23 protein-coding genes, 2 tRNA genes and 1 pseudogene are annotated in these 25,532 nt (G+C 64.3%); 15 read left to right on the top strand and 11 right to left on the bottom strand.

Going from position 1 to position 25,532, the window contains the following annotated elements; translation table 11 throughout:
• The first annotated feature begins 183 nt into the window (after window positions 1-183).
• Window positions 184-966: an enoyl-ACP reductase FabI gene (gene fabI, locus AC24R4_RS23000; RefSeq protein WP_153945312.1), complete on the top strand. Its 783-nt coding sequence runs from the start codon at window positions 184-186 to the stop codon at window positions 964-966.
• 88 nt (window positions 967-1,054) lie between these two features.
• Here fabI and AC24R4_RS22995 read toward each other — a convergent pair whose 3' ends face one another.
• Window positions 1,055-1,954 carry a LysR family transcriptional regulator gene (locus AC24R4_RS22995; RefSeq protein WP_153945313.1) on the bottom strand — a complete coding sequence of 300 codons (900 nt, stop codon included), beginning with the start codon at window positions 1,952-1,954 and terminating at the stop codon, window positions 1,055-1,057.
• A gap of 103 nt (window positions 1,955-2,057) precedes the next feature.
• On the opposite strand from AC24R4_RS22995, the gene AC24R4_RS22990 reads away from it, so the two are divergent.
• Both AC24R4_RS22990 and AC24R4_RS22985 read left to right on the top strand, forming a co-directional pair.
• Window positions 2,058-4,049, top strand: a complete 1,992-nt coding sequence (locus AC24R4_RS22990; protein ID WP_400392930.1) for an alkyl/aryl-sulfatase — start codon at window positions 2,058-2,060, stop codon at window positions 4,047-4,049.
• 35 nt (window positions 4,050-4,084) lie between these two features.
• Entirely contained in the window at window positions 4,085-5,734 is a 1,650-nt protein-coding gene (locus tag AC24R4_RS22985) for a GMC family oxidoreductase (protein WP_400392928.1), read from the top strand.
• A 293-nt stretch (window positions 5,735-6,027) separates the two neighbouring features.
• Here AC24R4_RS22985 and AC24R4_RS22980 read toward each other — a convergent pair whose 3' ends face one another.
• From AC24R4_RS22980 to AC24R4_RS22960, 5 genes are all read right to left on the bottom strand, one after another.
• Window positions 6,028-6,291 carry a DUF2795 domain-containing protein gene (locus AC24R4_RS22980; protein WP_487523660.1) on the bottom strand — a complete coding sequence of 88 codons (264 nt, stop codon included), beginning with the start codon at window positions 6,289-6,291 and terminating at the stop codon, window positions 6,028-6,030.
• 22 nt (window positions 6,292-6,313) lie between these two features.
• On the bottom strand, window positions 6,314-7,171 hold the full coding sequence (locus AC24R4_RS22975) for an SDR family NAD(P)-dependent oxidoreductase (protein ID WP_487523659.1): 858 nt from the start codon (window positions 7,169-7,171) through the stop codon (window positions 6,314-6,316).
• Window positions 7,172-7,251: 80 nt separating this feature from the next.
• Complete coding sequence (locus tag AC24R4_RS22970; RefSeq protein ID WP_487523979.1) at window positions 7,252-9,354, bottom strand: TonB-dependent receptor; 2,103 nt, start codon at window positions 9,352-9,354, stop codon at window positions 7,252-7,254.
• A gap of 169 nt (window positions 9,355-9,523) precedes the next feature.
• Window positions 9,524-10,078, bottom strand: a complete 555-nt coding sequence (locus AC24R4_RS22965) for a type 1 glutamine amidotransferase domain-containing protein (RefSeq protein ID WP_487523658.1) — start codon at window positions 10,076-10,078, stop codon at window positions 9,524-9,526.
• 105 nt (window positions 10,079-10,183) lie between these two features.
• A complete protein-coding gene (locus AC24R4_RS22960) occupies window positions 10,184-11,518 on the bottom strand; it encodes an aminotransferase-like domain-containing protein (protein WP_487523978.1) in 1,335 nt (444 codons plus the stop codon).
• A gap of 163 nt (window positions 11,519-11,681) precedes the next feature.
• Between AC24R4_RS22960 and AC24R4_RS22955 the strand changes: the two genes are divergently transcribed.
• Window positions 11,682-12,458, top strand: coding sequence for an enoyl-CoA hydratase (locus tag AC24R4_RS22955; RefSeq protein ID WP_487523657.1), 777 nt, complete (start codon window positions 11,682-11,684; stop codon window positions 12,456-12,458).
• Window positions 12,459-12,500: 42 nt separating this feature from the next.
• Here the strand turns inward: AC24R4_RS22955 and AC24R4_RS22950 are convergent, their stop codons facing one another.
• Window positions 12,501-12,974 carry a MarR family winged helix-turn-helix transcriptional regulator gene (locus AC24R4_RS22950; protein ID WP_487523656.1) on the bottom strand — a complete coding sequence of 158 codons (474 nt, stop codon included), beginning with the start codon at window positions 12,972-12,974 and terminating at the stop codon, window positions 12,501-12,503.
• Between the two features lie 198 nt (window positions 12,975-13,172).
• Here AC24R4_RS22950 and AC24R4_RS22945 point away from each other — a divergent pair, with 198 nt between their 5' ends.
• From AC24R4_RS22945 to AC24R4_RS22920, 6 genes are all read left to right on the top strand, one after another.
• Complete coding sequence (locus AC24R4_RS22945) at window positions 13,173-13,931, top strand: sulfite exporter TauE/SafE family protein (protein ID WP_487523655.1); 759 nt, start codon at window positions 13,173-13,175, stop codon at window positions 13,929-13,931.
• A 92-nt stretch (window positions 13,932-14,023) separates the two neighbouring features.
• Window positions 14,024-14,353 (top strand): ArsR/SmtB family transcription factor, encoded by a 330-nt coding sequence (locus AC24R4_RS22940; protein ID WP_487523654.1) that lies wholly within the window; start codon window positions 14,024-14,026, stop codon window positions 14,351-14,353.
• 63 nt (window positions 14,354-14,416) lie between these two features.
• A complete protein-coding gene (locus AC24R4_RS22935; protein ID WP_487523653.1) occupies window positions 14,417-14,929 on the top strand; it encodes an arsenate reductase ArsC in 513 nt (170 codons plus the stop codon).
• Window positions 14,926-16,020 (top strand): ACR3 family arsenite efflux transporter, encoded by a 1,095-nt coding sequence (arsB, locus tag AC24R4_RS22930; protein ID WP_400397238.1) that lies wholly within the window; start codon window positions 14,926-14,928, stop codon window positions 16,018-16,020. The genes AC24R4_RS22935 and arsB overlap by 4 nt, the downstream gene beginning before the upstream one ends.
• Before the next feature lie 244 nt (window positions 16,021-16,264).
• Window positions 16,265-16,423: a hypothetical protein gene (locus tag AC24R4_RS22925; RefSeq protein WP_487523652.1), complete on the top strand. Its 159-nt coding sequence runs from the start codon at window positions 16,265-16,267 to the stop codon at window positions 16,421-16,423.
• A complete protein-coding gene (locus tag AC24R4_RS22920; protein WP_487523651.1) occupies window positions 16,420-16,797 on the top strand; it encodes a hypothetical protein in 378 nt (125 codons plus the stop codon). The genes AC24R4_RS22925 and AC24R4_RS22920 overlap by 4 nt, the downstream gene beginning before the upstream one ends.
• A 1,069-nt stretch (window positions 16,798-17,866) precedes the next feature.
• Here AC24R4_RS22920 and AC24R4_RS22915 read toward each other — a convergent pair.
• Complete coding sequence (locus AC24R4_RS22915) at window positions 17,867-18,775, bottom strand: LysR family transcriptional regulator (protein WP_487523977.1); 909 nt, start codon at window positions 18,773-18,775, stop codon at window positions 17,867-17,869.
• A 136-nt stretch (window positions 18,776-18,911) separates the two neighbouring features.
• Between AC24R4_RS22915 and AC24R4_RS22910 the strand changes: the two are divergent.
• Together AC24R4_RS22910 and AC24R4_RS22905 are read left to right on the top strand one after the other, a co-directional pair.
• Window positions 18,912-19,457: pseudogene (locus AC24R4_RS22910) on the top strand (pirin family protein); the annotation flags it as partial.
• Window positions 19,458-19,690: 233 nt separating this feature from the next.
• On the top strand, window positions 19,691-19,954 hold the full coding sequence (locus AC24R4_RS22905; protein ID WP_487523650.1) for a hypothetical protein: 264 nt from the start codon (window positions 19,691-19,693) through the stop codon (window positions 19,952-19,954).
• Window positions 19,955-20,237: 283 nt separating this feature from the next.
• On the opposite strand, the gene AC24R4_RS22900 is transcribed toward AC24R4_RS22905, so the two are convergent.
• The 3 genes from AC24R4_RS22900 to AC24R4_RS22890 all read right to left on the bottom strand — a co-directional run bounded on the left by AC24R4_RS22900 (window position 20,238) and on the right by AC24R4_RS22890 (window position 22,461).
• Window positions 20,238-20,314: transfer RNA gene (locus AC24R4_RS22900), tRNA-Arg, on the bottom strand.
• Between the two features lie 91 nt (window positions 20,315-20,405).
• Window positions 20,406-21,059, bottom strand: coding sequence for a class I SAM-dependent methyltransferase (locus tag AC24R4_RS22895; RefSeq protein WP_487523649.1), 654 nt, complete (start codon window positions 21,057-21,059; stop codon window positions 20,406-20,408).
• A gap of 133 nt (window positions 21,060-21,192) precedes the next feature.
• On the bottom strand, window positions 21,193-22,461 hold the full coding sequence (locus AC24R4_RS22890) for a GGDEF domain-containing protein (protein ID WP_487523976.1): 1,269 nt from the start codon (window positions 22,459-22,461) through the stop codon (window positions 21,193-21,195).
• A 424-nt stretch (window positions 22,462-22,885) separates the two neighbouring features.
• Here AC24R4_RS22890 and AC24R4_RS22885 point away from each other — a divergent pair.
• The 3 genes from AC24R4_RS22885 (at window position 22,886) to AC24R4_RS22875 (ending at window position 25,461) form a co-directional block, all read left to right on the top strand.
• Window positions 22,886-22,962 (top strand) — tRNA-Pro (locus AC24R4_RS22885).
• A 169-nt stretch (window positions 22,963-23,131) separates the two neighbouring features.
• Window positions 23,132-24,109: a hypothetical protein gene (locus tag AC24R4_RS22880; protein WP_487523648.1), complete on the top strand. Its 978-nt coding sequence runs from the start codon at window positions 23,132-23,134 to the stop codon at window positions 24,107-24,109.
• Between the two features lie 11 nt (window positions 24,110-24,120).
• Window positions 24,121-25,461, top strand: coding sequence for an O-antigen polymerase (locus AC24R4_RS22875; RefSeq protein WP_487523647.1), 1,341 nt, complete (start codon window positions 24,121-24,123; stop codon window positions 25,459-25,461).
• Window positions 25,462-25,532: the final 71 nt, after the last annotated feature.

Below are 25,532 nucleotides of genomic sequence, written 5' to 3'. Positions count from 1 at the left end.
CCGGCGGCTTGTGGCCGGGCGAAGTTGTGCGACAATTTTACATGCGTTCGGGTGGCGCCCAACCATCCGGACATTCCCTCTACGCGGCGCAACAAACAGCGGGGATTTGACTCCCTGCCATGCACCGGACACGGGCCAGTGCATGAAGCATGCCCGTCCCCACACAAACAATCTGGAGAATTTATGGGATTTCTGGCAGGTAAGCGGATCCTGATCACGGGCTTGCTTTCGAACCGTTCCATCGCCTACGGCATTGCGTCGGCCTGCAAGCGCGAAGGCGCCGAGCTGGCCTTCACCTATGTGGGCGAGCGTTTCAAGGACCGCATCACGGACTTCGCCAAGGAATTCGGCTCGGACATGATCTTCGAATGCGACGTCGGCAGCGATGAACAGATCGCCGCCACGTTCGCCGCTTTGGGGCAGCGTTGGGAAAAATTCGACGGTCTGGTGCATTCGATCGGTTTTGCACCGCGCGAAGCCATCGCCGGCGACTTCCTCGAAGGCCTGTCGCGCGAGGGGTTCCGCATTGCGCATGACATCTCCGCCTACAGCTTCCCGGCACTGGCCAAGGCCGCCCTGCCGCTGCTGAACGACAAGGCGTCGCTGCTGACGCTGACGTACCTGGGCGCCGAGCGCGTCGTGCCGAACTACAACACGATGGGTCTGGCAAAGGCATCGCTGGAAGCCAGCGTGCGCTACCTGGCATCGGCCGTGGGCCCCAAGGGCATCCGTGCCAACGGCATCTCCGCCGGCCCGATCAAGACGCTGGCCGCGTCGGGCATCAAGGACTTCGGCAAGCTGCTCAAGCATTTCGAGGACGTGGCCCCGATGCGCCGCAACGTGACGATCGAGGAAGTCGGCAACGTGGCCGCCTTCCTGCTGTCGGACCTGTCCAGCGGCGTGACCGGCGAGATCACCTACGTCGACGGCGGCTACAACATCGTCGGCACGGCCGTCGAAGAGTAAGCCGCCAGAACCCGCCAGGCGGCACGTTGGTCCGCCGCACCGAGAAAGCGCTCCATGGGGCGCTTTTTTGTTTGCCTCCGCGCCGTTTTCACGTGCGCGCAATGGCCTCGATCACGGCCACGGCGCGCTCGGCCGCCGGCGACAGCGTCCGCTGCGCGAGTCGGACGATCGCAAACTGCATCGTGATCTCGGGCAACTCCGGGATCTCCAGCGCGACGAGCCGGCCGGCTTCGACCAGTTCCTCGCGCACGGCCCGCGCCGGCGCCAACAGCAGCGCATCGGCGTGCCGCACCAGGTGCGTCAGCGCGCGGAAATCGTTGCTTTCCACCTGGAACGGCAACGCCTCGCCCGGCTTGCAGCGCAGCAGCTTGCGCAGCCGTTCGTGGGTTTCCGGCGGGAAGACCACCGATACCAGCGCCGATTCGCGCAGCGTGGCCAGGCTCACGGGTCCTGCCGCCAGCGGATGCCCGGCGCGGGCATAGACCCCGCCGGGGCCGGCGGGCAGTCGTATCACTTCCAGTTCGGCGGCCGTGGGCACGGTGCTGTGCTCGACCACCACGAAATCCACCTGCTCGCCGTGCAAGGCGTCCAACAACGCGGCGGGATGGCTGACCTCGGTCGTGATGCGCAGCTTCGGCCATTGCCGGTGCAGCTGGCACAGCAGTTCCGGCAGCAGGATGGCCGCCGGGAACGCCCCCAGCCCGATCTGCACGCTGCCGATCTCGTGCTGCCGCACCAGCGCCAGGTCGCGCGCCAGGCAGCCCGACTCGAACAGGATGCGCCGGGCGCGCTCGGTCACCATGCGGCCCACGGTGGTCAGCGTCACGCCACGGGCGCCCCGGTCGAACAGCACCGCGCCGGCCTCTTCCTCCAGCGCCTGGATGCTGCGCGTCAGCGCGGGCTGGCTCAGATGCACGCGCCGTGCCGCCGCAGCTAGCGAGCCTTCTTCCGCCACCGCCACCAGGTGTTCGAGCCGTTTCAGATTCATATATATGCACCATTCGCATTGCTGCGATACGAAATTTGCAATTGAATTATAGGTGCGGCGCGCTTTCAATGGATGCCTTGTCCAACCGAGGAGTCGATTTCCCATGCGTCTTGCCCGCACCGCCATGCTGGCCGTAGCCGTTCTGGCCCTGCCCGCCGCGCCGGCCGCTTCGGCCACGCCGGCTGGCCCGAACGCCGCCACGCCGCTGACCGAGCAATCGAATGCCGAATGGCTGCGCCGCCTGCCGTTCTCGGATCGCGCCGATTTCGAGGACGCCCGGCGCGGGCTGGTGGCGCGCTTTCCGGAGGCCGCCATCAAGACCGCGGACGGCAAGGTGGCGTGGGATTTCAACGCCTACGCGTTCGAATCGGCGGCGGACGCGCCGAAAACCGTCAATCCCAGCCTGTGGCGGCTGGCGCAGCTGAACAACGAAGCGGGGCTGTTCAAGGTCACCGACCGCGTGTACCAGGTGCGCGGCGCGGACATCGCCAACATGAACATCGTCGAGGGCGATACCGGCCTGATCGTGATCGACACGCTGCTGACCGCCGAGACCGCGCGCGCCGCGCTGGACCTGTATTACGTCCATCGCCCCCGCAAGCCGGTGGTGGCGGTGATCTACACCCATAGCCACGTCGACCACTTCGGCGGCGTGCGCGGCATCGTCAACGAAGCCGATGTCAAGAGCGGCAAGGTGGATATCCTGGCGCCAGGCGGCTTCATGGACGAAGCGGTCAGCGAGAACGTGCTGGCCGGTAGCGCCATGAGCCGCCGCGCGCAGTACATGTATGGCACGCAGCTGCCGAAAAGCGCCACGGGTCAGGTCGATACCGGCCTGGGCAAGGCCACGGCACGCGGCACCATGACGCTGCTGGCGCCCACGTCGTCGATCACCAGGCCGATCGAGACCCGGCGCATCGATGGCGTGGACTTCGAATTCCAGCTGACGCCCGGCACCGAGGCGCCGGCGGAGATGAATGTCTACCTGCCGCAGTTCCGCACGCTGTGCATGGCCGAGAACGCCGTGCGCACCCAGCACAACGTGCTGACGCTGCGCGGCGCGCAGGTGCGCGATGCCAAGGGCTGGTCGTACTTCCTGGGCCAGGCGCTACTGCGCTACGGCGAGCGCACCGACATCCTGATCGGCCAGCATCACTGGCCCACCTGGGGCCGCGAGCGCATCGTCGAAATGCTATCCGACCAGCGCGACATGTACGCATACCTGAACGACCAGGCGCTGCGCCTGATGAATCAGGGCTACACGCCGCTGGACATCGCCGATCAGCTAAAAACCCTGCCGCAGCCGCTGGCCAGCAAATGGTATGCGCGCGACTACTACGGGTCGGTCAGCCACAATGTTCGCGCGGTGTACCAGCGATATCTGGGCTTCTATGACGGCAACCCGGCCCACCTGAATCCGCTGCCGCCCGAGCAGGCCGCCAGGAAGACCATCGAATGGATGGGCGGCCCCGACGCCGTGCTGGCCCGCCTGCGCGACGCCTACGCGCGGGGCGAGTACCGCTGGGTCAGCCAGATCGGCAACGAACTGGTGTTCGCCGATCCGTCCAACGCCGCCGCCCGCGCGCTGCAGGCCGACGCGCTGGAGCAGCTGGGCTACCAGAGCGAGAACGCCACCTGGCGCAATATCTATCTGACCGGTGCCCAGGAATTGCGCGATGGCGTGGCCCGGCCGTCCACCACGGGTACCAGTTCGTCGGACCTGGTCCGCGCACTGAGCGTGCCGAACTTCTTCGATTTCCTGGCGGTCCGCCTGAACGCCGACAAGGCGGCCGGCAAGACCCTGACGCTGAACTGGCAATTCACCGACCTCAAGCAACGCTATGCCATGACGCTGCGCAACAGCGCGCTGACCTACGTGGCAGAGGCCCAGCACGCGCAGCCGACCGCCACGGTCTCGCTGACCAAGGCCACGCTGGACCAGATCAGCCTGAAACAGCTGACGCTGCCACAGGCCATGCAGTCGGGCGCGGTCCGGATAGACGGCAATCCGCAGGCCGTGGCAGGCTTGTTCGGCATGCTGGACACGTTCGACCCGAACTTCAATATCGTGACGCCGCACGGCTTCCAGAAATAGGCCCCCACAAGAACAACGCCGAGGAGACACCATTCATGGGCGATACCAGCTTCGACTACATCATCGTGGGCGCCGGCTCGGCCGGCTGTGCGCTGGCCGGACGGCTGGCGGACCAGCCGGGCGTGACCGTGGCCCTGCTCGAATCGGGGCCTGACGACCATCACCCCAGCGTCTGGACGCCGCTGGCCATCGCCCGGACGGTGCCCCAGCCGGGGCCGCGCAACTACGGTTTCCGAACCGTGCCGCAGCCGGGCCTGAACGGCCGCCAGTCGTACCAGCCGCGCGGGCGCGGACTGGGCGGCAGTTCGTCGATCAACGCCATGCTCTATGTGCGCGGCCACCGTAGCGACTACGACCGCTGGGCCGCACTGGGCTGCGAGGGCTGGGGCTACGACGCCGTGCTGCCCTACTTCCGCCGCAGCGAATGCAACCAGCGCAATGCCGGCCGCGACGACGCCTGGCACGGCGGCAGCGGCCCGCTGCATGTCAGTGACCTGCGCACGCCGAATCCGTTCTCGCGCCGCTTCGTGCAGGCGGCGGCGCAGGCCGGCCTGCCGCTGAACCAGGACTTCAACGGTGCCGAGCAGGAAGGCGTGGGGCTGTACCAGGCCACGCAGTTCAATGGCGAACGCTGGAACGCGGCGCGCGCCTACCTGCATCGCGGCAACCGCGCCGACGCCGGCCATAACGGCGGCCGCCAGAACCTGAGCGTGATGACCGGCACACAGGCGCTGCGCATCGTGTTCGAAGGCAAGCGCGCCGTGGGCGTGGTGGTGGTGCGCGATGGCCAGACGCAGACGTTGCGCGCGCGGCGCGAGGTCATCGTCAGCGGCGGCGCGTTCCATTCGCCACAGCTGCTGATGGCGTCGGGCGTGGGCCCGGCCGACCACCTGCGCAGCGTGGGCGTGGCCGTGGTACACGACCTGCCCGGCGTGGGCCAGAACCTGCAGGACCATCTCGACGTCATCATCGGCAAGCCGGTCACGTCGTGGCATCTCTACGGCTACTCGCTGCGCGGCGTGGCGCGCATGGCTGGCGAGGTCATGCGCTACCGCTGGCGGCGCACCGGCATGCTGGCATCGCCCGTGGCCGAGGCCGGCGCGTTCGTGCGGACGCAACCGGGCCTGGCCGCCCCCGACCTGCAGCTGCATTTCGCACCGGCGCTGCTCGGCAATTCCAACATACTGCGCAAGGGCCGGCCGGGCCATGGCTATTCCTGCCACGCCTGCGTGCTGCGTCCGGAAAGCCGTGGCACGGTGGAACTGGCATCGGCGGACATGCGCGATGCCCCGCGCATCGACCCTCGCTTCCTGTCTGCCGCATCCGACCTGGACGGCATGGTGGCCGGCGTGAAGCTCATGCGGCGGATCTTCGCCCAGTCCGCGCTGGCCGAAGCGGGCGGCAGCGACCCGCTGACCGCGCTGCTCGGGCCCGGCGACGGCGACGATGCGGCCATCCGCGATTTCGTGCGCGCCCACGCGGACACCATCTACCACCCCGTGGGCACCTGCAAGATGGGCGTCGATGCGATGGCCGTGGTGGACCCGCAACTGCGTGTTCGCGGCGTGGAAGGCCTGCGCGTGGTGGACGCCTCGGTCATGCCCACATTGATTGGCGGCAACACCAACGCGCCCACGATCATGATTGCCGAGCGCGCCGCCGATCTGCTGCGGATGGCCGCCTGACCGGCACATCAGGCTGCGGGCGGGGCAGGCTGCGACAGCCTGTCCCGATGTCGCCGTTTCTCCACATCGGCGCACTGCCTGGCGATGCCATCGCAGGCAACCGTGTCGGCCCGATGCACATTGGCGGTGTAGGCACTACCGCCGCTGGCAAGAAATGCGTCCGCCTTTTTGTGACGCCCGCCCCGTACGGTGCATTCGGGAGCGGCCCGGTGCAATGCACAACGCGGTCCGGCATGCCGTGGACGCCATGCGCCAAGCGGCGATAAAGACGGCCGCCCGCCTCGCCGCGATGCTCAACGTGCAGGGTCGTCCCGGTGAGCGGCCACCGCTTCGGACACTTTGGCGGGGCTTTCGTAGTTCTGTTCCGGTAGGCGCATCAGCGCGTTGATGATGCGGTCGTCCGCCCGGTTGTCGCGCGCCGCAGAGATCAGCGCGCCCCGTGTGGCGGGATAGTCCAGCCCCTTGAGCGCCTTTTGCAGTTCGATCGGATCGGGGCTGCCGGAAGCACCGGAAGCACCGGAAGCACCGGAAGCGGATTGCGACTGGCTGTCGGCCATGGTTCGGCTCCTGTGGAAGGGTTCAGCGCACCGCGCCTTCGGCCTTCCGCTCCTTGTCGAGCGGCTCGGCCATCTTGCGATGCTGTTCGGCCAGCAGATCTGACGGGGTGATCGATGCGATGGCCGCCCGGAGCTTGTTCTGCCAGCCGGTAACGACTTCGGCCTCGCCGCGCATCATGGCCTCGAATCCCTGCTGCGCCACATCTGCCGGGTCATCCTTCTTCGCCTCGCCCATGCGCGTATCGAGCATGTCGGCGCGGCGGAAAAATTCGGTCTCCGTGGCGCCAGGCATCAGGCACGTCACGCTGACGCGGCTATCGGCCAGTTCGTGGCGCAGCGCAAAGGCAAACGAATCCAGAAACGCCTTTGTGCCGTTGTAGACGGCCTGGTAGGTGCCCGGCATCAGGCCCGCAATCGATCCGGTGATCAGGATGCGGCCGGCGCGGTTCTCGCGCATATGCCGCGCAACGCTATGCAGCAGGTACAAAGTACCCACCACGTTCGTTTCGACCACCCGCGCAATATCGGCAAAATCCTGGTCGACAAAGGCATGGCCCAGACCCCTGCCGGCATTGGCACACAGCACGTCGATGCGCCGGCCGCGCACGCTGGATAGTAATTCGTCCACCCCTGCCCGCGTGGACAGATCGGCAACCAGCGACTCCACCGCCGCGCCATGTTCGCGCAGGCGGGCGGCCGCATCGGCAATCTCGGGTTCGTCGGCCACGACGATCAGATCCATGCCGCTGGCCGCGCAACAATCCGCCAGGTGAAAGCCGATGCCGGTCGATGCCCCGGTGACAATGGCCAGGGGGCGCGTGTCAGGAATATCCTGCAGCCCCAGTTCGGCATAATCCACATCGCTGTTTGACGAGTTCACGGCCGCCTCCCCTGTCGGAACCTATCTAGCCAGCAGCGTGCAAATGTCGTACCAGCGGAAGCCCCGCCCCTTGCCGATGGTCAGAAGTTCCAGAGCACGCCCACCCGGAATGTCCGCGGCTCGGCCGGATGGATATGGTGGTCGTTGATGCCGGCGGGCGAGCCATCGGCGTTTGAAGCGGCGGTCTCGCCTTTCAGCAACGACGCGTAGTAGTAGTCGATGTCGTTGACCCGCTTGCCCAGCACATTGAGCACTTCGGCAAAGATGCGCACGTCCTTGAGTACGCGATAGCCGACCTTCAGATTCACCAGGAACGAGGAAGCGGACCGCACGCTGTTGTCCTCGACGAGCGGACGCGGACCGAAGTAGCGCGCCCTGGCACCGACCGACCATCGGCCGGTGTTGTAGGAGACGCCCGCCGATGCCGTCGTCTGGATGGACTCCGGGATGTCGTCACCAATGTCCTGGTGATCCCGGAATCGCGCGCGCGAGAAGGCAGCATCCGCGTCGAGAATCAGCCCGGCCAGCGCGCCGTCTGGCGGCGCATAGTAGCCCGCCAACTCGACCCCGCGGCGGCGGCTCGGCCGACTTGGTTCCGTGGTGCCGCTGTCCCCGGAAAATACGAGCTCGGAGCCGATATCGAGTTGCCAGAGCGACGCCGACAATTGCAGGCCAGGCGCCAGTCGCCGGGTGCGGACGCCGATCTCGTAGCCCGTTGCCGGCACGAGCACGCTGACCTTCTGCGTCGGCTCTCCGGTGGTCGGGTCCATCGTGGTGGTCGCGCCCCGTACATCGTTGCTGTGATAGCCGCGCCCCCAGTTCAGGAACACTTCGGTCTGGTCGGCCGGCGACATGACGACGCTGAACTTCGGGCTGACGATATGGTCGGCGCCATGCCCTGAGTTGGCGGGATTGTCGCTCGATACGCCATACCAGAACCGATCCGCGCGCAGGCCCGCGATGGTGCGCAGCCACGGCAGCCATTCCGTCGTGTTGCGCACGTAGAGCGCGGCGCTGGTTTCGTTGACGGTGTCGGTCCGTACCGTTTCGTAGATCTGTCGCGCTTCAGAATTGGCCAGTGTGATGGGGTCCAGACGGTCATAGCGGACCTGCACACCGACCTCGGTTTCGGTATCGCGCTGTCCCAGCTTGCCGAACCAGAGTCTCGACGCGTTGACGCCCGCCGTGACACGATTCTCGAATTGCTGAAACTGGTCGCCACGTTCCGGATTGTCCAGCGCGTAGGTGAAGTTGGAAAAAAGCTGGAGCCGGCTCTTGATGACATAGGCGTTTGCCTTGAACAGGCCCGACTGCACCGGCCTGAGCCAATCCGCCGACAGGCTGTAGCGCGACGCATAGCCGCCATCTGTTGGATCGATATACCCAACGCGCGAGATAAGCCCCTCGTTGATCGCGCGCTGCGGCACCTGGTCTGTCGAATCCCAACGATTGCGATAGCCCATGGCGGTGACGCTCAGGCGCTCCCCCGCGCTGAGCGGCAGCGTGTAGCGGAACACGCCGTTGAGCTTGCGAACGCCTTCGGGCAACACCCACGGACCATTCTCTTGCAGCCACTCCAGACCATAAAGCGCGGTTCCCGGGCCCACCTGATGCGAATTGGCCAGCACGGCCCTGCGGTAGTCATGCTGGCCCAGCTCGACCTGCGCGATACCGGCAGGCAGTTGCGAGACGTAGTCCATCCGCACCGCACCCGCCGCAGAGAAGTCGCCCTCTTCGGCGAAATACGTGCCCTTCTTGTAGGCGATGCCGCTGACCAGTTCCGGAATCACGAAATTCAGGTCGGTGTAGCCCTGCCCATGGGCATTCGTGCGCATGTTGACCGGCATGCCCGCCACGGTGGTGGAAAGGTCCGTGCCGTGGTCAAGGTTGAAGCCGCGCAGGAAATACTGGTTCGCTTTGCCATCGCCGCTGTGCTGCGTGACGATCAGACCCGGGACGGTTTCGAGCAGTTCGCCGGGCCGCAGCAATGGGCGATTGGCAAGCTGGTCGCGGCCGACATAGCCCTGGTTGGCGGACACGGCCGCGTCCGATGTTGCACCGTCGGATCGTGCCGCCTGGACGGCGACCTCTGGTAATACGTGCTGGGCTTGCTGAAGGCCGCCGGCCAGTGCGGTCGGCGGGATGCTGGCCAGCGTTGCGGAAAGCACCCCAAGCGCGGGCATTGTCGAGCGCAACGACGGCGCACGGCGAGAAGACATACGGTGGCGCATTTCTTATTATGTGGATTGGCATGATCGATTATGCAAGCTTCATGCCAATCCGGGCGCACATTGCTTTATGGCCGATGCGCAGCGCGCATCGACCGAGTTGCCGCGTGGCGCGCCTTTTGGACTATTTACGACGTGCGCCGGCGAACATCTCGATGGCTGCCCGGCTGAACGCCGGAATGTCGTCGGGGTTTCGGCTGGTGACGAGGTTGCCGTCCACCACCGCCTGCTCGTCGACCCAGTTGGCGCCGGCGTTGACCAGATCGGTTTTCAGCGACGGCCACGACGTCATCCTGCGTCCCTTGACCGCGCCCGCCTCGATCAACGTCCACGGTCCATGGCAAATGGCGGCCACAGGCTTGCCCGCATCGACAAATGACTTGACGAACGACACGGCAGACGCATCCATGCGCAGCGCGTCGGGGTTGATCACACCACCCGGCAAGAGCAGCGCGTCGAAGTCGTCGGCGCGCGCCTGGGCCAATGGCCTGTCCACCGGCGTTGCGTCGCCCCATTCCTTGAACTTCCAGCCTTTCACCTCGCGGTCCTTGGGCGAAACGACCAGGGTCGTGGCGCCTGCGGCGTCCAACGCCTTGCGCGGCTCCTCAAGTTCCACCTGCTCGAATCCGTCGGTCACGAGAATGGCCACTTTCAGGCCATCAAGCGTTCTGTCAGCCATGCTTGTCCTCCTTGTTCGTCCGTTTCGGGATGGAACATGCCAAGCACTGGCCATGCCAGCCGCGCGCCCGCGCCGGACGCCCTGCCCCGCCCGGCCAGCACAAGGCTACCGGTACGCGTGATCGTCCACGACCCTGGCGACGGTCTGCAGTGCCTGCCGCAGCATGTCAACGGGAACGGAGCCCAGTGCGAGCCGGATCGCGTGCGGCACCTGTTTCGAAGCCGCGTAGGCCAGCGCGGTGGATACGGAGATGCGCTGCGCCAGCAGCGTCTTGGCAATGGCATCGGCACGGGCGTCTTCCGGCAGCGGCAGCCAGACAAAATAGGACGCTAGGTGCCGGACGGGGTGCAGATGCCCGAGCACTTCAGTCACGACGCCCTGGCGTAAGGCGGCGTCATGTCGCTTCTGCGCCTCCAGCCGCGCGACCGTCCCGTCTTCGATCCAGCCGCAGGCAATCGCGGTCATCGTGGTGGGCGTATGCCAGGTGGTGGCGCGGATCGTGCGCTCGAACTTTGGAATCCAGGCTGGCGGCGCGCAGACCGGGCCGACACGCAGCCCCGTTGCCACGCTCTTGGAGAGACTCGATACGTACACGGTCAATTCGGGCGCCAATGCGGCCAATGGCTGCGGCGCGTCGGCTTCCAGGAACGCGTATGCAGCGTCTTCGATCAGGATCAGACCATGCCGCCGCGCGATGGCAACCAGATCGCGCCGCCCGCGCGCGCTCATGACCCAGCCAAGCGGATTGTGCAGCGTCGGCATTGTGTACACGGCGCGCACCCGGCGCCGCCGGCACAGTCCCGCCAATGCGTCCAGATCCGGCCCCTTGGCGCCTGCGGGAATCGCCACCAGTTCCAGCCGGCAGGCTTCTGCGGTGAGCTTGAATCCCGGGTACGTCAGCGCGTCGACCGCGACCACGTCGCCGGGTTCCAGCAACGCCATCGCCGTGACCGTCAGGCCGTGCTGTGCGCCGCTTACCAGCACCGTGTTGTCCGCGCTCGCGGACAATCCGCGTCCGGCAAGATGCCGGGCCATCGTCTCGCGGTCACGCATCCGGCCACCATGCGGATGGTATCTGAGCAACGCCTCGAGATTGCCCGTGCTGGCCAGTTCGCGCAGCGCCGTCCGGAGCAGGTCGCCCTGGCCTGGTATCGACGGATTGTTGAAGCTCAGGTCGACGGTGTCATCGCTCCATGGCTGGAGGTCGATGCCGTGTCCACGCGGAAGCACTTCTTTGACGAACGTGCCCCGTCCGGTCTCGCCGCTGACGAGCCCCATGGCGTGCAGTTCCGCATAGACGCGGGTCGCCGTGACAAGCGCCAGGCCTTCGCGGGCGGCCAGCTCACGGTGTGTCGGCAACCGCGTGCCCGGACGCAGCCGGCCTTCCTGGATGTCTGCGGCGAACTGGTCGACCAGTTGCTTGTAGCGGTGTCGAGGCATGGCGGGCGGAAGCATGACAATGGTGGAAATGTCCTGATTATGGCCCCGGATCGCTGATGGCAACCCGCCGTGCGACCCGTGTCGCATGGCATCTCCAATGGTTTACTTCGCATACGAATCATCTATATACTTCGCATGCGAACTTAAACCAACGGAGACCAGCATGACCGCGGCCATTCAAGTGGACCTGACCCATGGCGTACTGACCATCACGCTTGCCCGGCCGGACAAGAAGAACGCCCTGACCAACGAGATGTACGGCACCCTGGCCGACGCCATCGAGGGCGCCGAGCACGACGGAAACGTGCGTGTGGTGCTGGTACAAGGGGATGGCGACATGTTCACTTCGGGGAACGATGTGGGCGAGTTCGCGGCGATCGCCGTGGGCAAGGGCCCCAGCGAACGGCATGTCCACCGCTTTCTGCATGCGCTGGCGAAGGCGACCGTGCCCATCGTTGCCGCCGTTCATGGCAAGGCGGTGGGTGTGGGCACCACAATGCTGCTGCATTGCGACTACGTGCTGCTGGCACAGGACGCGCAGCTGATCACGCCGTTCGTCAACCTTGCCCTGGTGCCCGAAGCGGCCTCCAGCTATCTGCTGCCGCTGCGCATCGGCCACGCGAGGGCCTTCGAGATGTTTGCCATGGGCGATCCGCTCGACGCGCAGACCGCGCTGGCCTGGGGCATCGCCAACAAGGTGTGCGCCAATGACCAGCTCCGCACCCAGGCACGGCAGATCGCAGACCGCATTGCCGCCAAGCCTGCCGGGTCGCTGAGCGCCACGAAAGCCCTGATGCGCCAGGCCGCGATGCTGGTGACGCAGATGGATACCGAGAGCGCGAAGTTCCAGGAGCGGCTGACGAGCGCGGAAGCCCGCGAAGCATTCGCCGCCTTTGCCGAAAAGCGCAAGCCGGACTTCTCGAAAATCAGCCAGCACTAGGCTGCATCGTGCTGCCCAGCCGCGGACCAGACCAGGCGCCGCCTAGTCGCGGCCCTCTCCGCGCTCCTCGCGCTCCTCGCGCTCGTCGCGCGCATCGCCGGGGACTGGAAACTTGGTCTGCAGGCTGGTCAGCCACCGCGCCACCACATCGATCTCGGCTTCGGTAAAGCCCTCCGTCAGCCTGGCGTTGAGGTCCGTCATGCCCGCCTTGGCACGCTGCCGCGCGGCGCGCCCGGCCTCCGTGAGCCACAGCCGCGATGCGCGGCCGTCCATCTCGTCCGCGCGGCGTTCGATCAGCCCCGCTCTTTCCGTGCGGTCGGCCAGACCGCTCATTCCGGGCGCGCCCAGGTCCAGCGCGGCCGCGGCTTCGCTCATCAGCGCGCCGTTGTGCGTCCCCAGAAAGAACAGCAGCCCCGATTGCGCGGCCGTGACGCCACCGCGGGCGGCACGCGCCTGCGACCAGCGTTGCAGCCGTCGCTGTCCAACGTTCAGGAGATACACAAGACGATGTTTCATGCTGGGCCCGGCAGCGTTGATCGATTTAGTTCGCGCGCGAATCATATCATGGGCGCTCTGGGCAGCCCTGGCAGCCATGGGCAGCCCTGGGCAGCTTTCGGCGGGGTACGGAAATTGTATCCATGACAATGATTTGATTGTATTGGGTAGCCACCCTACGATGATCGCCAGACGACCCGCCTCAATGCCGAAGCCATCATGGAACTCAATACCACCACCATCCTCGTGACCTTTGCCGGGGTTTTTCTGATCTGCTTCATGAAGGGCGCTTTTGGTGGAGGATTTGCCATCGTCGGCATTCCGCTGTTGTCGCTGGTGATGGACCCCGTCTCGGCCGGCGGCCTGCTGGCGCCGCTGTTTGTTGCGATGGATCTGTTCAGCCTGCGCTACTGGAAGCCATCGACGTGGTCGCGGCCCGACCTGCTGTTGCTGGTGCCCGGGCTGGTGGCAGGCATCGGGGTCGGCTACTTCCTGTTCAAGGTACTGGACCATCGCGCCATCTCCATCGTCATGGCCGTGGTCACGTTGAGTTTCGTCGGGCTATGGCTGTTGCGGGGCGGCGATGTCGCAGTGCAGCCCCGCTCCTCGCCCAAGGCCCTGGCGGCGGGCCTGACGTCGGGGATCACCACCATGGTTGCCCACTCCGGCGGGCCGCCGCTGGCGATCTACCTGCTGCCGCTGGGCCTGAGCAAGCAGGTCTACGCGGGAACCACCAGCATGTTCTTTACGGTGGGCAACGTCCTCAAGGCAGTGCCGTGGCTGGCGCTGGCAAGGCCGGTTGGCGCCGTCTGGACGTTGATGGCAATCTGCCTGCTCGCCGTTCCAGCCGGTGTCTGGCTGGGCTGGCGCCTGCATGCGCGGCTCGATCAGCGCCAGATGTACCGGGCCTGCTACGGACTGCTGGTCATCACGGCCATCAAACTGCTGTGGGATGGCGCGGCCGGCTACCTTTCCTAGCAGGCCGGCGCTCGGTTGGTCCTTGTCACAGAAGTACGGTGGCCGGAATGGCCGGAGTTGCGACATTTCCATGATTCGACTATATTCGAATCATGGAAACCGACAACGCTCTCGAAGCCCTTTCTGCGCTGGCCCACGCCATCCGCCTGGCCGTGTTCCGTCTGCTCGTGCAGGCCGGACCCGACGGCCTGCACGCTGGCCGCATTGCCGAGCAAATGGCGATGCCGGCCTCCTCGCTGTCGTTCCACCTCAAGGAACTGCACCGCGCCGGTCTGCTGGCCAGCCGCCAGGAGGGGCGCTCGATCATCTACATGGCGCGCTTCGAGACCATGAATGCCCTGCTCGGCTATCTCACGGAAAACTGCTGTGGCGGCAATCCGTGCTCGCCGGTGTCCTATTGTTCCGTCGCCACTGAGACCTGACCCATAAAGCGGGCGAGGATGCACGCGCTCGCCCGAACGTCGCTCAACCGCCCAACAAGCACCATGCCCGACAAGACTTTCAACGTACTGGTGCTGTGCACCGGTAACTCCGCCCGCAGCGTCATGGCCGAAGCACTATTCAACGTGCTCGGCAAGGGACGCTTTCACGCCTACAGCGCCGGCAGCCATCCGGCGGGCGCGGTCAATCCCTTTGCCATCGAGCGGTGCCAGTCGATTGGCTATGACACCGCGGGCCTGCGTAGCAAGAGCTGGGACGAATTCGCCCTGCCCGACGCACCCCGGATGGATTTCGTCATCACCGTCTGCGATCAGGCCGCGGGCGAGGTCTGCCCGATCTGGCCGGGCACGCCCATCACGGCGCATTGGGGCTTTATGGACCCGGCCGCCATCCAGGGCTCGGACGACGAGAAGCGCAAGGTCTTTGACCAGGTCTTCCGACAGATCCTGACCCGCGTCAGCCAGTTCGTGAACCTGCCGCTGCACGTGCTGGACCATCACGCCATCCAGAAGGAGATGCGCGCCATCGGCGAGCCGCCTGCCGAGGCGGGGCAATGAACACAGCGCAACGGTCCGCAGGGGCCGCGCAAGCCACCGCCATCGGCGTCTTCGAACGCTACCTGACCGTCTGGGTGGCGCTCTGCATTGTGGCCGGCATCCTGCTTGGCCAATGGTTGCCACCGGTCTTTCAGGCCATTGGCGACATGGCGATCGCACAGGTGAACCTGCCGGTCGGCGTGCTGATCTGGATCATGATCATCCCGATGCTGATCAAGATCGATTTTGGCGCCATGGGCCAGGTAGCGGGACACTGGCGCGGCATCGGCGTGACGCTGTTCGTGAACTGGCTGGTCAAGCCGTTCTCCATGGCGCTGCTGGGCTGGATCTTCGTGCGTCACCTGTTCGCTGGCTGGCTGCCAGTGAATCAACTCGACAGCTACATCGCCGGCCTGATCCTGCTGGCGGCGGCGCCTTGCACGGCGATGGTGTTTGTCTGGTCTCAGCTCTGCAAAGGCGACCCGTACTTCACCCTGTCGCAAGTGGCGCTCAACGACGCGATCATGGTCGTGGCCTTCGCGCCTGTTGTCGCGCTGCTGCTGGGTCTGTCGTCGATTACGGTGCCGTGGGACACGCTCATCACGTCGGTCGCGCTCTACATTGTGGTGCCGGTGCTGATCGCACAGGCCATCCGCAAGGCATTGCTGACACGGGGCGACGCCACCTACAGGCGCGTCGTTGGCGCGCTCGGTCCCTGCTCGATCACCGCCCTGCTCGCGACGCTGGTGCTGCTCTTTGGATTCCAGGGAAATGCCATCGTCGAGCAGCCGCTGATCATCGTGTTGCTGGCCGTACCGATCCTGATTCAGGTCTTGCTGAACGCCGGCCTGGCCTACCTGCTGAACCGCAAGCTCGGCGTGGCCCATTGCGTGGCGGGCCCATCGGCGCTGATCGGCGCGAGCAACTTCTTCGAGCTGGCCGTGGCCACCGCCATCAGCCTGTTCGGATTCCAGTCCGGGGCGGCGCTGGCCACCGTCGTCGGCGTGCTGATCGAAGTGCCCATGATGCTGTTTGTAGTTGGCGTGGTCAATCGCTCACAGCACTGGTATGAATCGAATCAGTGGCCCGCCCTAGAGGATTCGAACCTCTGACCGCTCGCTTAGAAGGAAAGAGCAGTTTCTTGTAAGGCAATGGGACATCTGTCTGTCATGGTCCGCTGCACTCCGCGCTTTGCGCAGAATCCCAATAGTTCTGGGGACTGGCGGTGATTGCGGCGGCGGTTGATTCCAGCCTGATCCGCCGAAATCCTGACCGGTCCCGCGCGGATTTTGCCCTCAGATTGCCCATTGCCCTATGTTGAAAGGGCCGACGTGGCAAATGACTTGGGGATCAGACATGGCCAAGATACGCGTTTTCATCAATCGCGACTTCTGCCGAATTCTCGTCGATAAGATGGCGGGGAATAGCCAGCTCACGGTCGGCAAACTGTTGCCGCGCCATGGCGAGATCATCTTGCTAAACTGGCTTGCATCCGTTCGAATACTCAAACCATGAATCCTCTCCAAGTAAACCGTCCGCTGTTGGCTTCCGAGATGTCGCTCGCTCGCTGGATGCTGGAACACGGCGAAACTGAGGCGCGAGAGTTTCTTGAACAACTCGCGGCGGCGGAAGTCACTCCGTGGCGCTGCCCGTGCGGTTGCGCAAGCATCAATTTTCAGATCAAGGGCAATCAGCCTGCCCCGCCGGGGGTGCATGTTCTCGGAGACTTCCTCTTTGGCCCGGACGATGCGCCAGCAGGGATCTTCATTTATGAGAGCGGCGGTTTGCTAAGTGGCATCGAAGTCTACGGACTTGCGGGTGATGCGCCCTCAGAACTGCCCCGAGAGGATACGCTTCGGTCTTTCACCGCGAGCGGTGGTGACGCGTAGTCGACCACTCGCACGTGGGGGAAGGTGACCCGTGTGGCGTACATGCTGGGATGGCAGCTTTACGTCGGCGGACTTCGAATCGGCTACTTCCGCTGTGGGTCGGTCAGAGTCGGCTGGTCCTGACGAGCGGCCAGCCGGTAGGCCGAGTCCGGCCAGGAAGCGACATAGGGTGATATGACCCGGCTGACCGCTACTGACGTTGTCGCCCGCTCACCGAATCGCCGGCGAATTGGCGCGTGCTTTAGTATTTGCAAATAAACCCAACCGGCGACTTTCATATGCAAGCTAGCGTCATCCGTGATCACTCGATCGTCCAAGCTAGGCGACCGGGCTACTCTCATACGCCGCCGCTTCCCCTGATCGATTGCGACTTACGAAGTTGGACTCTGTGTCGTCGTTCAACTTGGCGAATCGATGGCCCGCTATGGGTCGGAAGTTGTCTATGGAGCCGCCCTAGCACTCCCGGGTAGGGCGGGGGCTGAGACAGGCCGTCAACGTCCAAGTCGCGGATTGCAGCATCCACCGTGACCGCGGGCAGCCACCGGGCCATGAGCGGACCCTCCAAGATGGCAGGGTAAGAGACCGGTGTGGCTCGGGAAAGCGCCTTTGCACACCCATAGCCGCTGAGAAGATCTAGGCAAGTCGCTCACCGAGAACGCCAAATGCCCCGGCATCGGCGGACAACTGCCGAGTCCCGCCTTCTAGACTCGACACCTTGCAGGGGCAGTTATCGACCTGGCACTCAGCTCGATCACTCCCGAGGCACATGCAACAAGATGCGGGGCGGCTTTGCAAGTCTACTGCCTCGCTTCTTCCGCGCTTGCGCCACGGGCAATTCTGGATAGTGAGCGTTAGCGAAAGCCAGCGCAGAATCCGCGTCGTCAAAGGGAAGCGGCTCGCCCGCAGAGCCGTCATCGTTGAGCGGCGTAAGAAACCACCGCATATTCAGGCATGTAATTACCAGTCGCGCAACCGTTGCCATAGTGTAGCGATGATTTGCTCTTCCGCCGTCGCATCTGCCAGTAGATCAGCGACGGCCGCATTAACGGTTACTGATGCACGTCCCGGCCTACTCCTCTTCCATTTCTCCGAATCTCGCTGCCAAATACTCGATCAACGCGCGTACGGCAGGCAAGACACCTCGCCTGGACGGAAACACGGCGTGAAGCAGCTCGGCGCGCGGCGCCCAGTCGGGCAGCAATCGCACCAGAGATCCCGTGTTCAACTGTTCACGCACCATCATCACCGGCAACTGGCAGATCCCTACACCAGCCATTGCCGCGCTTCGCAATGCAATCATGTCGCCTGTCACGAAGCGCGGACGATGGTGCAGCACCACCTGCGCACCTTCAGGGCCGAACAGTGTCCACGAGTATTCGGCCTGGGGCGCCCCCAGCGCAAGACTCGGCAGATCGGCAAGCTCGGCGGGCGCGAGAGGCACGCTGCCATGCGCGGCAACCAGCCCGGCGCTGGCAACAAGGCATTGTCTGCGTTCCGCCAGCACGCGGATCACGAGATCGCTGTCCTGCAACGGCGGCGGCCTCACGCGGATGGAAACGTCTACGGCATCCCCCACAGGATCAACGCGCCGGTTGGTCGCTTCCAGATGCACGGCCACCTGGGGGTGAGACGTCATGAAGCTGGCAACTATGTCGCCGACGTGCGCGTGTAGCAGCGCCACCGGACATGTCACTCTGACCGTGCCGCGCGGCTCGGCGCGCGTGAGTTCGACTGCCTCTTGCGCGGCCTCGGCCTCCATCAGCATCGCCTTGCAATGTTCGTAATAGGTGCGGCCAATCTCGGTCATGCTGAAGCGGCGCGTCGAGCGCTGGATCAGCCGCACGCCAAGCCGCTCCTCCAGTATCGCGATGCGCCGGCTCAGCCGGGATTTGGGCATGCCGAGGGCCCGCCCGGCCGGCGCGAAACCGCCATGCTCCACCGCCTGGACGTAGAAATAGAGGTCATTTAGGTCTTGCACGTCACTCACCAATAGCGTCCATCGTTCACCAAATAGGACTGTGACGATCAATTTAGCACTCTACTGCCCCCGGAGTTCCAATCCTATGCTCTCTCCATCGCGACGACATCGTCGCAACCAAATGGAAGTTATCGCCATGAAGAGAGTCCTCGGCGTCTACAGCGCACCGCGTCCCCACTGGGTAGGTGACGGCTTTCCGGTGCGCTCGCTGCTTTCCCATCACGCACACGGCAACCAGCTCAGTCCGTTCCTACTGCTCGACTTCGCTGGCCCGGCTGACTTCACGCCGAGTACACGACCGCGTGGCGTGGGCGTGCACCCGCATCGCGGCTTCGAGACCGTAACCATCGTCTACAAGGGCGAGGTCGCGCATCGCGACTCGACGGGCAAGGGCGGCGTCATCGGCCCGGGTGACGTGCAGTGGATGACCGCGGGCGCGGGGATCCTGCATGAAGAGTTTCACTCGGAAGCGTTCACGCGAAGCGGCGGCTCGCTGGAGATGGTGCAGTTGTGGGTCAATTTGCCCGCACGCCACAAGATGACGGCTGCCGGTTACCAGGCGATCAGCCGTCTCGATATTCCGGTGGAAGCGTTGCCCGACGGTGCCGGCACCGTGCGTGTCATTGCCGGCCAATACGACGACAAGATCGGTCCCGCTCGTACTTTCCGTGGCATACACCTTCTGATCTAGATTCTAGCTTTCGGACCTTCTTCGAAAGTCAAAGTCCTATTTCGCCGCAGCATTCCAAGTTTCTGATCAGTAAAGGCCAGCTTGCTTCGTCCTCTATCGTATTCACGTCCAACAGCTTTCGCTATGAGCTGATTGTGGTAAGCAGCGTTGCTGCGATACTGGGCAACGCTCTGCGGTCCATGACGGTTACGAACGCCGAAGACCGGCTATGGCTTCTTACCCGGATGAGCTACTTCATTGGTGAGTATTTTGTCCAGAAGTATGGCGGCTGCTGGTACGTGAACGAGGTCCCGGAATCACGGTATTTTGGCCGCTATGTTGTTGGACGATTCACCGGCCTCGGCAACGACCTGCCTATGCTCGATCCATTTCAGGTTGCACAGGCATATATCGATGAGCCTATCCCCAGGAATCTGGAGAAACTGCTGGCGGCAGTAGATGCGGAACTGGCCGATTTGAAGTCGACCACAGTTGCGCCGAACAACTGAACCCATGGAAGACCGCTAAGGGTCGCAAGTCGTCTCTGGAGCCGGCAGGCCATGGCCACGTCCGGCGAGAAAGCATAGCGGGCCCAGCCAGCGACGGCGATCGCCTATACTGAAGGAACCTCTTTGGGCGCGGTGGGACTGGTTCGGAACGCCTGCCCGCCCGGCTGCCGCTGCCGCCCACCCTACCCCGCTTTCCGCCTGCCAGAATTGCCCGCAAATTGCCCGCCGGTGGTAGACCGTGCGCGCGCCCATCGGGCACACGCCCGCAAACCCTTGATTTGACTGGCCCGCCCTAGAGGATTCGAACCTCTGACCGCTCGCTTAGAAGGCGAGTGCTCTATCCAACTGAGCTAAGGGCGGATGGCCGTGGCTGTCTGGGCCTGGGACGGCCTTGCCGTTGCGGCAAGGCGTGCATTCTACCGCACCAGTTGCGCAAGGGGAACGCGCCCGCCTACCTGGGATGCTTCTGCAGGATGAACTCGATGGCACACTCCGCGGTAGGTGTGCGCGTCTGATCGAAATCGCGGTTCAGCAGGCTTTGCCGCACGCCGATGTCGACGCGAAACATCGAGATTGGCGATACCTGGTCGCATACGGACCGGACAAAGTCGATGACATTGATGGACACCGGCGACCACGACTGCGCCTTGAACATCGTGAACGTGTGCTTGTGATCGTTGTTGAACCGCGAGGGCCAGTGCCCCTGCTCGTACAGGTCTTCGTCCGGCACCTGGATCACCAGGTGCCCTCCCGGCTTCACGACCCGTATCCAGTGCCGGATGGCCACCGCCGGATCGACCATATGCTCGAGGCAGTGCGACGAATAGACGAAGTCGAACGATTCGTCCTCCACCCGTTCCAGGTACTGGGCGTCGCCATGCTGCATGTCGAAGACGAAGACATGCTTCATCGCCGGGAACATGTCGCCGAACAGCGCGATGGAATCGATGCCGCCGCCTATGTCGAGGCCATTGCCGACGAAGTACCGCGTGGCATAGCGGGAATCATGCACGCGGCGCAGGATCGAGATCGACGTCGCGCCGGGAATGTTCTGGTGAATCTGCCTGGTCTGCTGGGCAGCGTGTTCCGGCCGGATGATGTCCATGGATGTTGGCGCAAGGCGCGTTGCAGTGACCTGCGCATCTATAGCATCGGCGAGCCGGGCCTTGAATCAGATTTCGACGAAACTGAAGTCGGCCCAGGCCAAGGCTGGCGAAACAGCGATAGGGATGCCGAACTCAGGCCGACTCGCGCTCGCGCACGCGCGGCCGGCGCGGCATGCCGACACCCTCGCCCGTGTCGTGCGAGGACACGCAGTTGCGGCCCATCTGCTTGGCATCGTAGAGCGCACGATCGGCGCGCCGCATGACCGCGTCGGCGTTCTCGCCGGCCTGGCGCTCGGCCATGCCGATGCTGACCGTATAGGCAATGGCATCGGGCTCCGACGGGCATGGCGCCGAACGCACCATCGCGCTCAGCCGGACGCTGATGGCGCGGCCGGTTTCCAGCGTGGTGTCGGGCATGACGATCGCGAATTCCTCGCCGCCCAGCCGCCCCAGCACGGCCCGCGCCGGCGCGGCCTTGCGCAGGAGGCCCGCAAAATGGCGCAGGACGCTGTCGCCCGCCAGATGCCCGTAGAGGTCGTTGATGGCCTTGAAATGATCGAGGTCGATGAAGGCCACGGTGAACGCGGTGCGCTGGCGCTCGGCCCGCTTGCATTCGAGTTCCAGCTCTTCCCAGAATGCGCCGCGCGACAGCACGTCGGTCAGGTCGTCATGGCGCGCGCGGCGTTCGATGATGCGCCGCAGACGGTCATGCGCCATCAGCGCGAAGCTGACCGACAGCCCCACCACGCCGAACACAAAGCAGAGGGTGATGTTGTCGCGCTCGTCCGGCGTGGCCAGCGGGTGCCCGTCGACCAGCGTCGACAACGGCGCCCATGCCTGCGCGCCTGCAAACACGGTGCAGGCCAGTGCCACGAGGGTCAGCGACAGGATGGCCAGGCGACCCGTGCCGCGCTTCGCGGGCAAACGCGGCACGACCACGCGGATCATTTCCAGCAACAGCAGCATCTGGATCAACGACGAGGCGAGCATCAGCCCTGCCACGACAGAGGGCGACACCAGCATCCCGGCCGACAGCGGGCCGGGCGCGCCGCCCATCAGTCCGCCGGCCGCATGCAACCCGAACACGATGGCGCCGGGCAGGTTCAGCGCGGCCAGCACAAGGGCCCGCCCCGGCTTGCCGACAAAATGACGCGTGCCGTGGACCATCATCGACAGCCCGGCCGTCAGGGCCAGCTCGGGCAAGGCGGCCAGCGGCCATTCGGGACGGTAGCCATGGGCGGCCAGCAATACCGCGGCCAGGGTCACAACCAGATCGCCGATCGCCCACGAAGTGAGCCCGCTGCGCTCCATACCGGCGGAGCGCCGCAATACGGCACAGACGATCGCCATCTGCAGCACGAACAAGGCCGCGATCAGCACTACCACCTGCGACTGAAACATCTTCATTCCCGTTCACAAAGACATCGCCGGTGCCCCGCATGGCACCGGACTTGCCTTCTGTTTGCGGCCTGCGAGCAGCCGTCCTGTTTTGTTTCCGCAAAGTCCGGCACCTCCGCGTCACGTCGATGCGGGGCATCGCGGGCGAAGTATGGATCAGGCACGGCGCAGCGCGTCCGCGTCGCTAGCGGGGCTGGCGTGCCATAGTTGTGATAGTGGGACCAGGTCCGGGTGGGCACAGCATTGCCAGGCGTGAAGCGCCGGGTCGGACCGATGCGGTGTGCGGATTATGTCAGCGCGACGCATCAAGTCAAGCCAAATACGATCCCGCCTGAAGCGGGGTACGTGCCCGCCACTTCCGCGCGTTGCAATCCTTCGCACGCCACATTTGACCTGGCCGCACGTGTCGCGATAGAATCGCCGGCTCCGGAGCGTAGCGCAGCCTGGTAGCGCATCTGATTTGGGATCAGAGGGTCGTAGGTTCGAATCCTATCGCTCCGACCAGTATTTGCAGTGGTAAAAGGCAGTGGAATCAACGGCTTACGCTTAACGGCGTAGGCCGTTTTTTCTTGTCTGCTTGCAGGCTTTGGATACTGGCTTCTTTCCTCGGGCGGCCCTCCGACGCGTCGGAGGGCTGGAGAACTGAAATATCGTGGATTGGAAGCGGGCCAACATGGGCAACACCACTGTAAATCCAGACAGTGCCCGCACAACAATCGGTTCGGTTCTGGGAGAGTACAATTTGACCCCCATTCTGAACCTGGAGCCGCCCTTACCGATGCCCCCTACCTCCGACAGCTCCGCAGTCGACGAACTGATCCACTTTGTTTCGAAAGTGGTGTTTAGGCGCCACGCCGTGGCGCTGCTGGCATTTCTGATCATTTGCGGGGTGGCGGGTGTCTACCTGATGCCGGAACCCGCCAAAACCTGGTTTGCCTCGGCCATGATCCGCATTGGCCACGCTGGCGATACGCGCGATCCGCTACTCGACCCGCAGTCCGTACGACAACGCGTGCTGTTCCGTGGCTTTGTGCTGGAGGCGATGAAGGCGGCCGGAATGCCGACCGACGTGGAGACCGATGAAACGGCGCGGATGGCCGTGCGGTCATTCAGCGTCGTGCAGAAAAGTCCGCGTGACGACACCCCGAATATCGAGATCCGCGTCCAGGCCAAAGAGCCGGAGACTGCAAAAAGAATCATTGCATCAGCAGTGTCTCTGCTGGTGGCCGAACACAAGCCGGCAATTACGGCTTACGAAACCCGGGTGCGTCATGAGATCGACAGCCTCAATGAGGCCGCCGAAACCAATGAAACGCAGCGCAGGCAGTTGATGGCCGCAGCTAGCGCGCAGGGCCCGGACAAGGAAGTCAGCAAAGGGGTGACGCTCGCCGACAAGATCCAGATCGTCAACGTGGACGCCCGGCGCCTGACAAAGCAGCGCGAAATGCTTGAGGAACAGCTTGACCCGACGCGGACCTACCAGACCGCACAGGTGGGCGAGATGGTGGTGTCCGAGATGTACTTTGGGCCGAGCCGCTGGTGGGGGGTGTTGACCGGCGTCACGACAGGCCTTGTCGCTTACGTGGTATTCCTGCTAGTCACCAGCGCCGAGTTGCGTCGCGCCATCAACCGCGCCCGCGGGTATGCCTGAAATCCGCCTCCATGTCCGACAAGTTTCTTGCCGTCCTCTACAGCCTGATGATCCTCGGGCAAGCAGCCATGCTGCGCGCCTACATCGGCACGTGGATCGCCCCGGCACCGATCTGGGGCCTCTTCTGGTTCATGTTTACGTTTGTGCCGCTGGTTGCGCTGTGGGACGTGCCCGTCAATCCGGCTGCCGTGCTGTACCTGCTGGCCGCCAGCGTGGCATTCTCGCTGACCGCCCTGCCCTTCAGCTGGAGACGGGCCTTCCGGCTCCGCGCGGAGCATCCGGCAACGAACGACCTCGGCAGCATCTTCATGGTCCAGGCGTTCTACGCCATCAGCGTGGTCGCCATCCTGAGCCTGCTGACCGATCTGTGGATCCAGGGCGTGACGCTGTCGGATGCGCTCTTCACCCCAATGCAGGTGGCGGCCCGGATGATCGACATGCGGTATTCCGAGTCGCTGGTGCCGAATATCTTCTCCCGCATCAGTTTCGCCACGCAGTACCCGGCTGCCATCCTCGGCGGCTTCATCTACGCCACACGCCCGGCCGGCGCGAAGCGGGCGCGTATCCTGCTGCTGACGTTTTTGCCGTCGATCATGGGCATGATCCTGCTCGGCGCCAAGGGCACGCTGTTCCAGGCGTTTGCCTTCTACTGGGGCGGCATCCTGGTCTGCAAGATCCAGCGCAACGACCTGCGCATCCTGTCGGGCGAAGAACTGCGCAAACTGCTGCCCTATGCGGTAATCGTCATCGGACTGCTGACGGTCTCCCTGCTGTCCCGGTTCGTCGGCAACGCCGGATCGGTGGTCGTTGAAGGGCTGCAGCGGCTGTTCGCCTCTTATGTGACGGCGCACCTCTACGGCTTCTCGGACTGGTTCAGTTACACGACCGGCGGCACTTTCACACAATATTACTTCGACCTGCACAACAACGACGCGCTCTACACCTTCACGCCGATTGCCCGCCTGTTGGGCGACACAACGGTGATGCCACAGGGCACCTACGAGGAATACTTCGCGTACGAGAACCTATTCCAGACCAACATCTACACGATGTTCCGGGGCCTGATTATCGACTTCGGGATGAGCGGATCGCTGGTCTTCATGGTGCTCTTCGGCGCATCCATGCATCTGGCCTACTGGTACTTCCTGGTATCTCGCCGGCCGGCGTTCTCGACATCGATCTTCATCCACTCGATCGGGTATTTTTACAGCTCGTTTATGATCAGCCTCCTGACCTACACCAGCATCTACGCGAGCGTGGTCATTGTGGCCGTGCTGATCATTACGAACCGAATGGTCTATGCGGTGGCCGCCAATCAGCGGTCTGGTGACAAGGCGTCCGTCAGCGTCTGATGAAAGCCTTGGCATCCCCCCGCCACGTCAGACCGGGCGAACTGCCACCCCGAACTACGGGATAACGCGGC

It is taken from the genome of Cupriavidus sp. CER-90, from assembly GCF_057652055.1.
Note: the sequence above shows the minus strand (reverse complement) of the source record. Positions and strands in the feature narration are given on the sequence as shown.

Excerpts from the sequence above, each read along its gene's own strand:
- AC24R4_RS22965 (WP_487523658.1), bottom strand. The coding sequence starts at position 10,078 with ATGGCTGACAGAACGCTTGATGGCCTGAAAGTGGCCATTCTCGTGACC.
- AC24R4_RS22990 (WP_400392930.1), top strand. The coding sequence starts at position 2,058 with ATGCGTCTTGCCCGCACCGCCATGCTGGCCGTAGCCGTTCTGGCCCTG.
- AC24R4_RS22875 (WP_487523647.1), top strand. The coding sequence starts at position 24,121 with ATGTCCGACAAGTTTCTTGCCGTCCTCTACAGCCTGATGATCCTCGGG.
- AC24R4_RS22905 (WP_487523650.1), top strand. The coding sequence starts at position 19,691 with ATGAGCTACTTCATTGGTGAGTATTTTGTCCAGAAGTATGGCGGCTGC.
- AC24R4_RS22980 (WP_487523660.1), bottom strand. The coding sequence starts at position 6,291 with ATGGCCGACAGCCAGTCGCAATCCGCTTCCGGTGCTTCCGGTGCTTCC.
- AC24R4_RS22925 (WP_487523652.1), top strand. The coding sequence starts at position 16,265 with ATGGCCAAGATACGCGTTTTCATCAATCGCGACTTCTGCCGAATTCTC.
- AC24R4_RS22970 (WP_487523979.1), bottom strand. The coding sequence starts at position 9,354 with ATGCCCGCGCTTGGGGTGCTTTCCGCAACGCTGGCCAGCATCCCGCCG.
- AC24R4_RS22895 (WP_487523649.1), bottom strand. The coding sequence starts at position 21,059 with ATGGACATCATCCGGCCGGAACACGCTGCCCAGCAGACCAGGCAGATT.
- AC24R4_RS22920 (WP_487523651.1), top strand. The coding sequence starts at position 16,420 with ATGAATCCTCTCCAAGTAAACCGTCCGCTGTTGGCTTCCGAGATGTCG.
- AC24R4_RS22935 (WP_487523653.1), top strand. The coding sequence starts at position 14,417 with ATGCCCGACAAGACTTTCAACGTACTGGTGCTGTGCACCGGTAACTCC.
- AC24R4_RS22985 (WP_400392928.1), top strand. The coding sequence starts at position 4,085 with ATGGGCGATACCAGCTTCGACTACATCATCGTGGGCGCCGGCTCGGCC.
- AC24R4_RS22950 (WP_487523656.1), bottom strand. The coding sequence starts at position 12,974 with ATGAAACATCGTCTTGTGTATCTCCTGAACGTTGGACAGCGACGGCTG.
- fabI (WP_153945312.1), top strand. The coding sequence starts at position 184 with ATGGGATTTCTGGCAGGTAAGCGGATCCTGATCACGGGCTTGCTTTCG.
- AC24R4_RS22995 (WP_153945313.1), bottom strand. The coding sequence starts at position 1,954 with ATGAATCTGAAACGGCTCGAACACCTGGTGGCGGTGGCGGAAGAAGGC.
- AC24R4_RS22960 (WP_487523978.1), bottom strand. The coding sequence starts at position 11,518 with ATGCCTCGACACCGCTACAAGCAACTGGTCGACCAGTTCGCCGCAGAC.
- AC24R4_RS22945 (WP_487523655.1), top strand. The coding sequence starts at position 13,173 with ATGGAACTCAATACCACCACCATCCTCGTGACCTTTGCCGGGGTTTTT.
- AC24R4_RS22955 (WP_487523657.1), top strand. The coding sequence starts at position 11,682 with ATGACCGCGGCCATTCAAGTGGACCTGACCCATGGCGTACTGACCATC.
- AC24R4_RS22890 (WP_487523976.1), bottom strand. The coding sequence starts at position 22,461 with ATGTTTCAGTCGCAGGTGGTAGTGCTGATCGCGGCCTTGTTCGTGCTG.
- arsB (WP_400397238.1), top strand. The coding sequence starts at position 14,926 with ATGAACACAGCGCAACGGTCCGCAGGGGCCGCGCAAGCCACCGCCATC.
- AC24R4_RS22880 (WP_487523648.1), top strand. The coding sequence starts at position 23,132 with ATGGGCAACACCACTGTAAATCCAGACAGTGCCCGCACAACAATCGGT.
- AC24R4_RS22940 (WP_487523654.1), top strand. The coding sequence starts at position 14,024 with ATGGAAACCGACAACGCTCTCGAAGCCCTTTCTGCGCTGGCCCACGCC.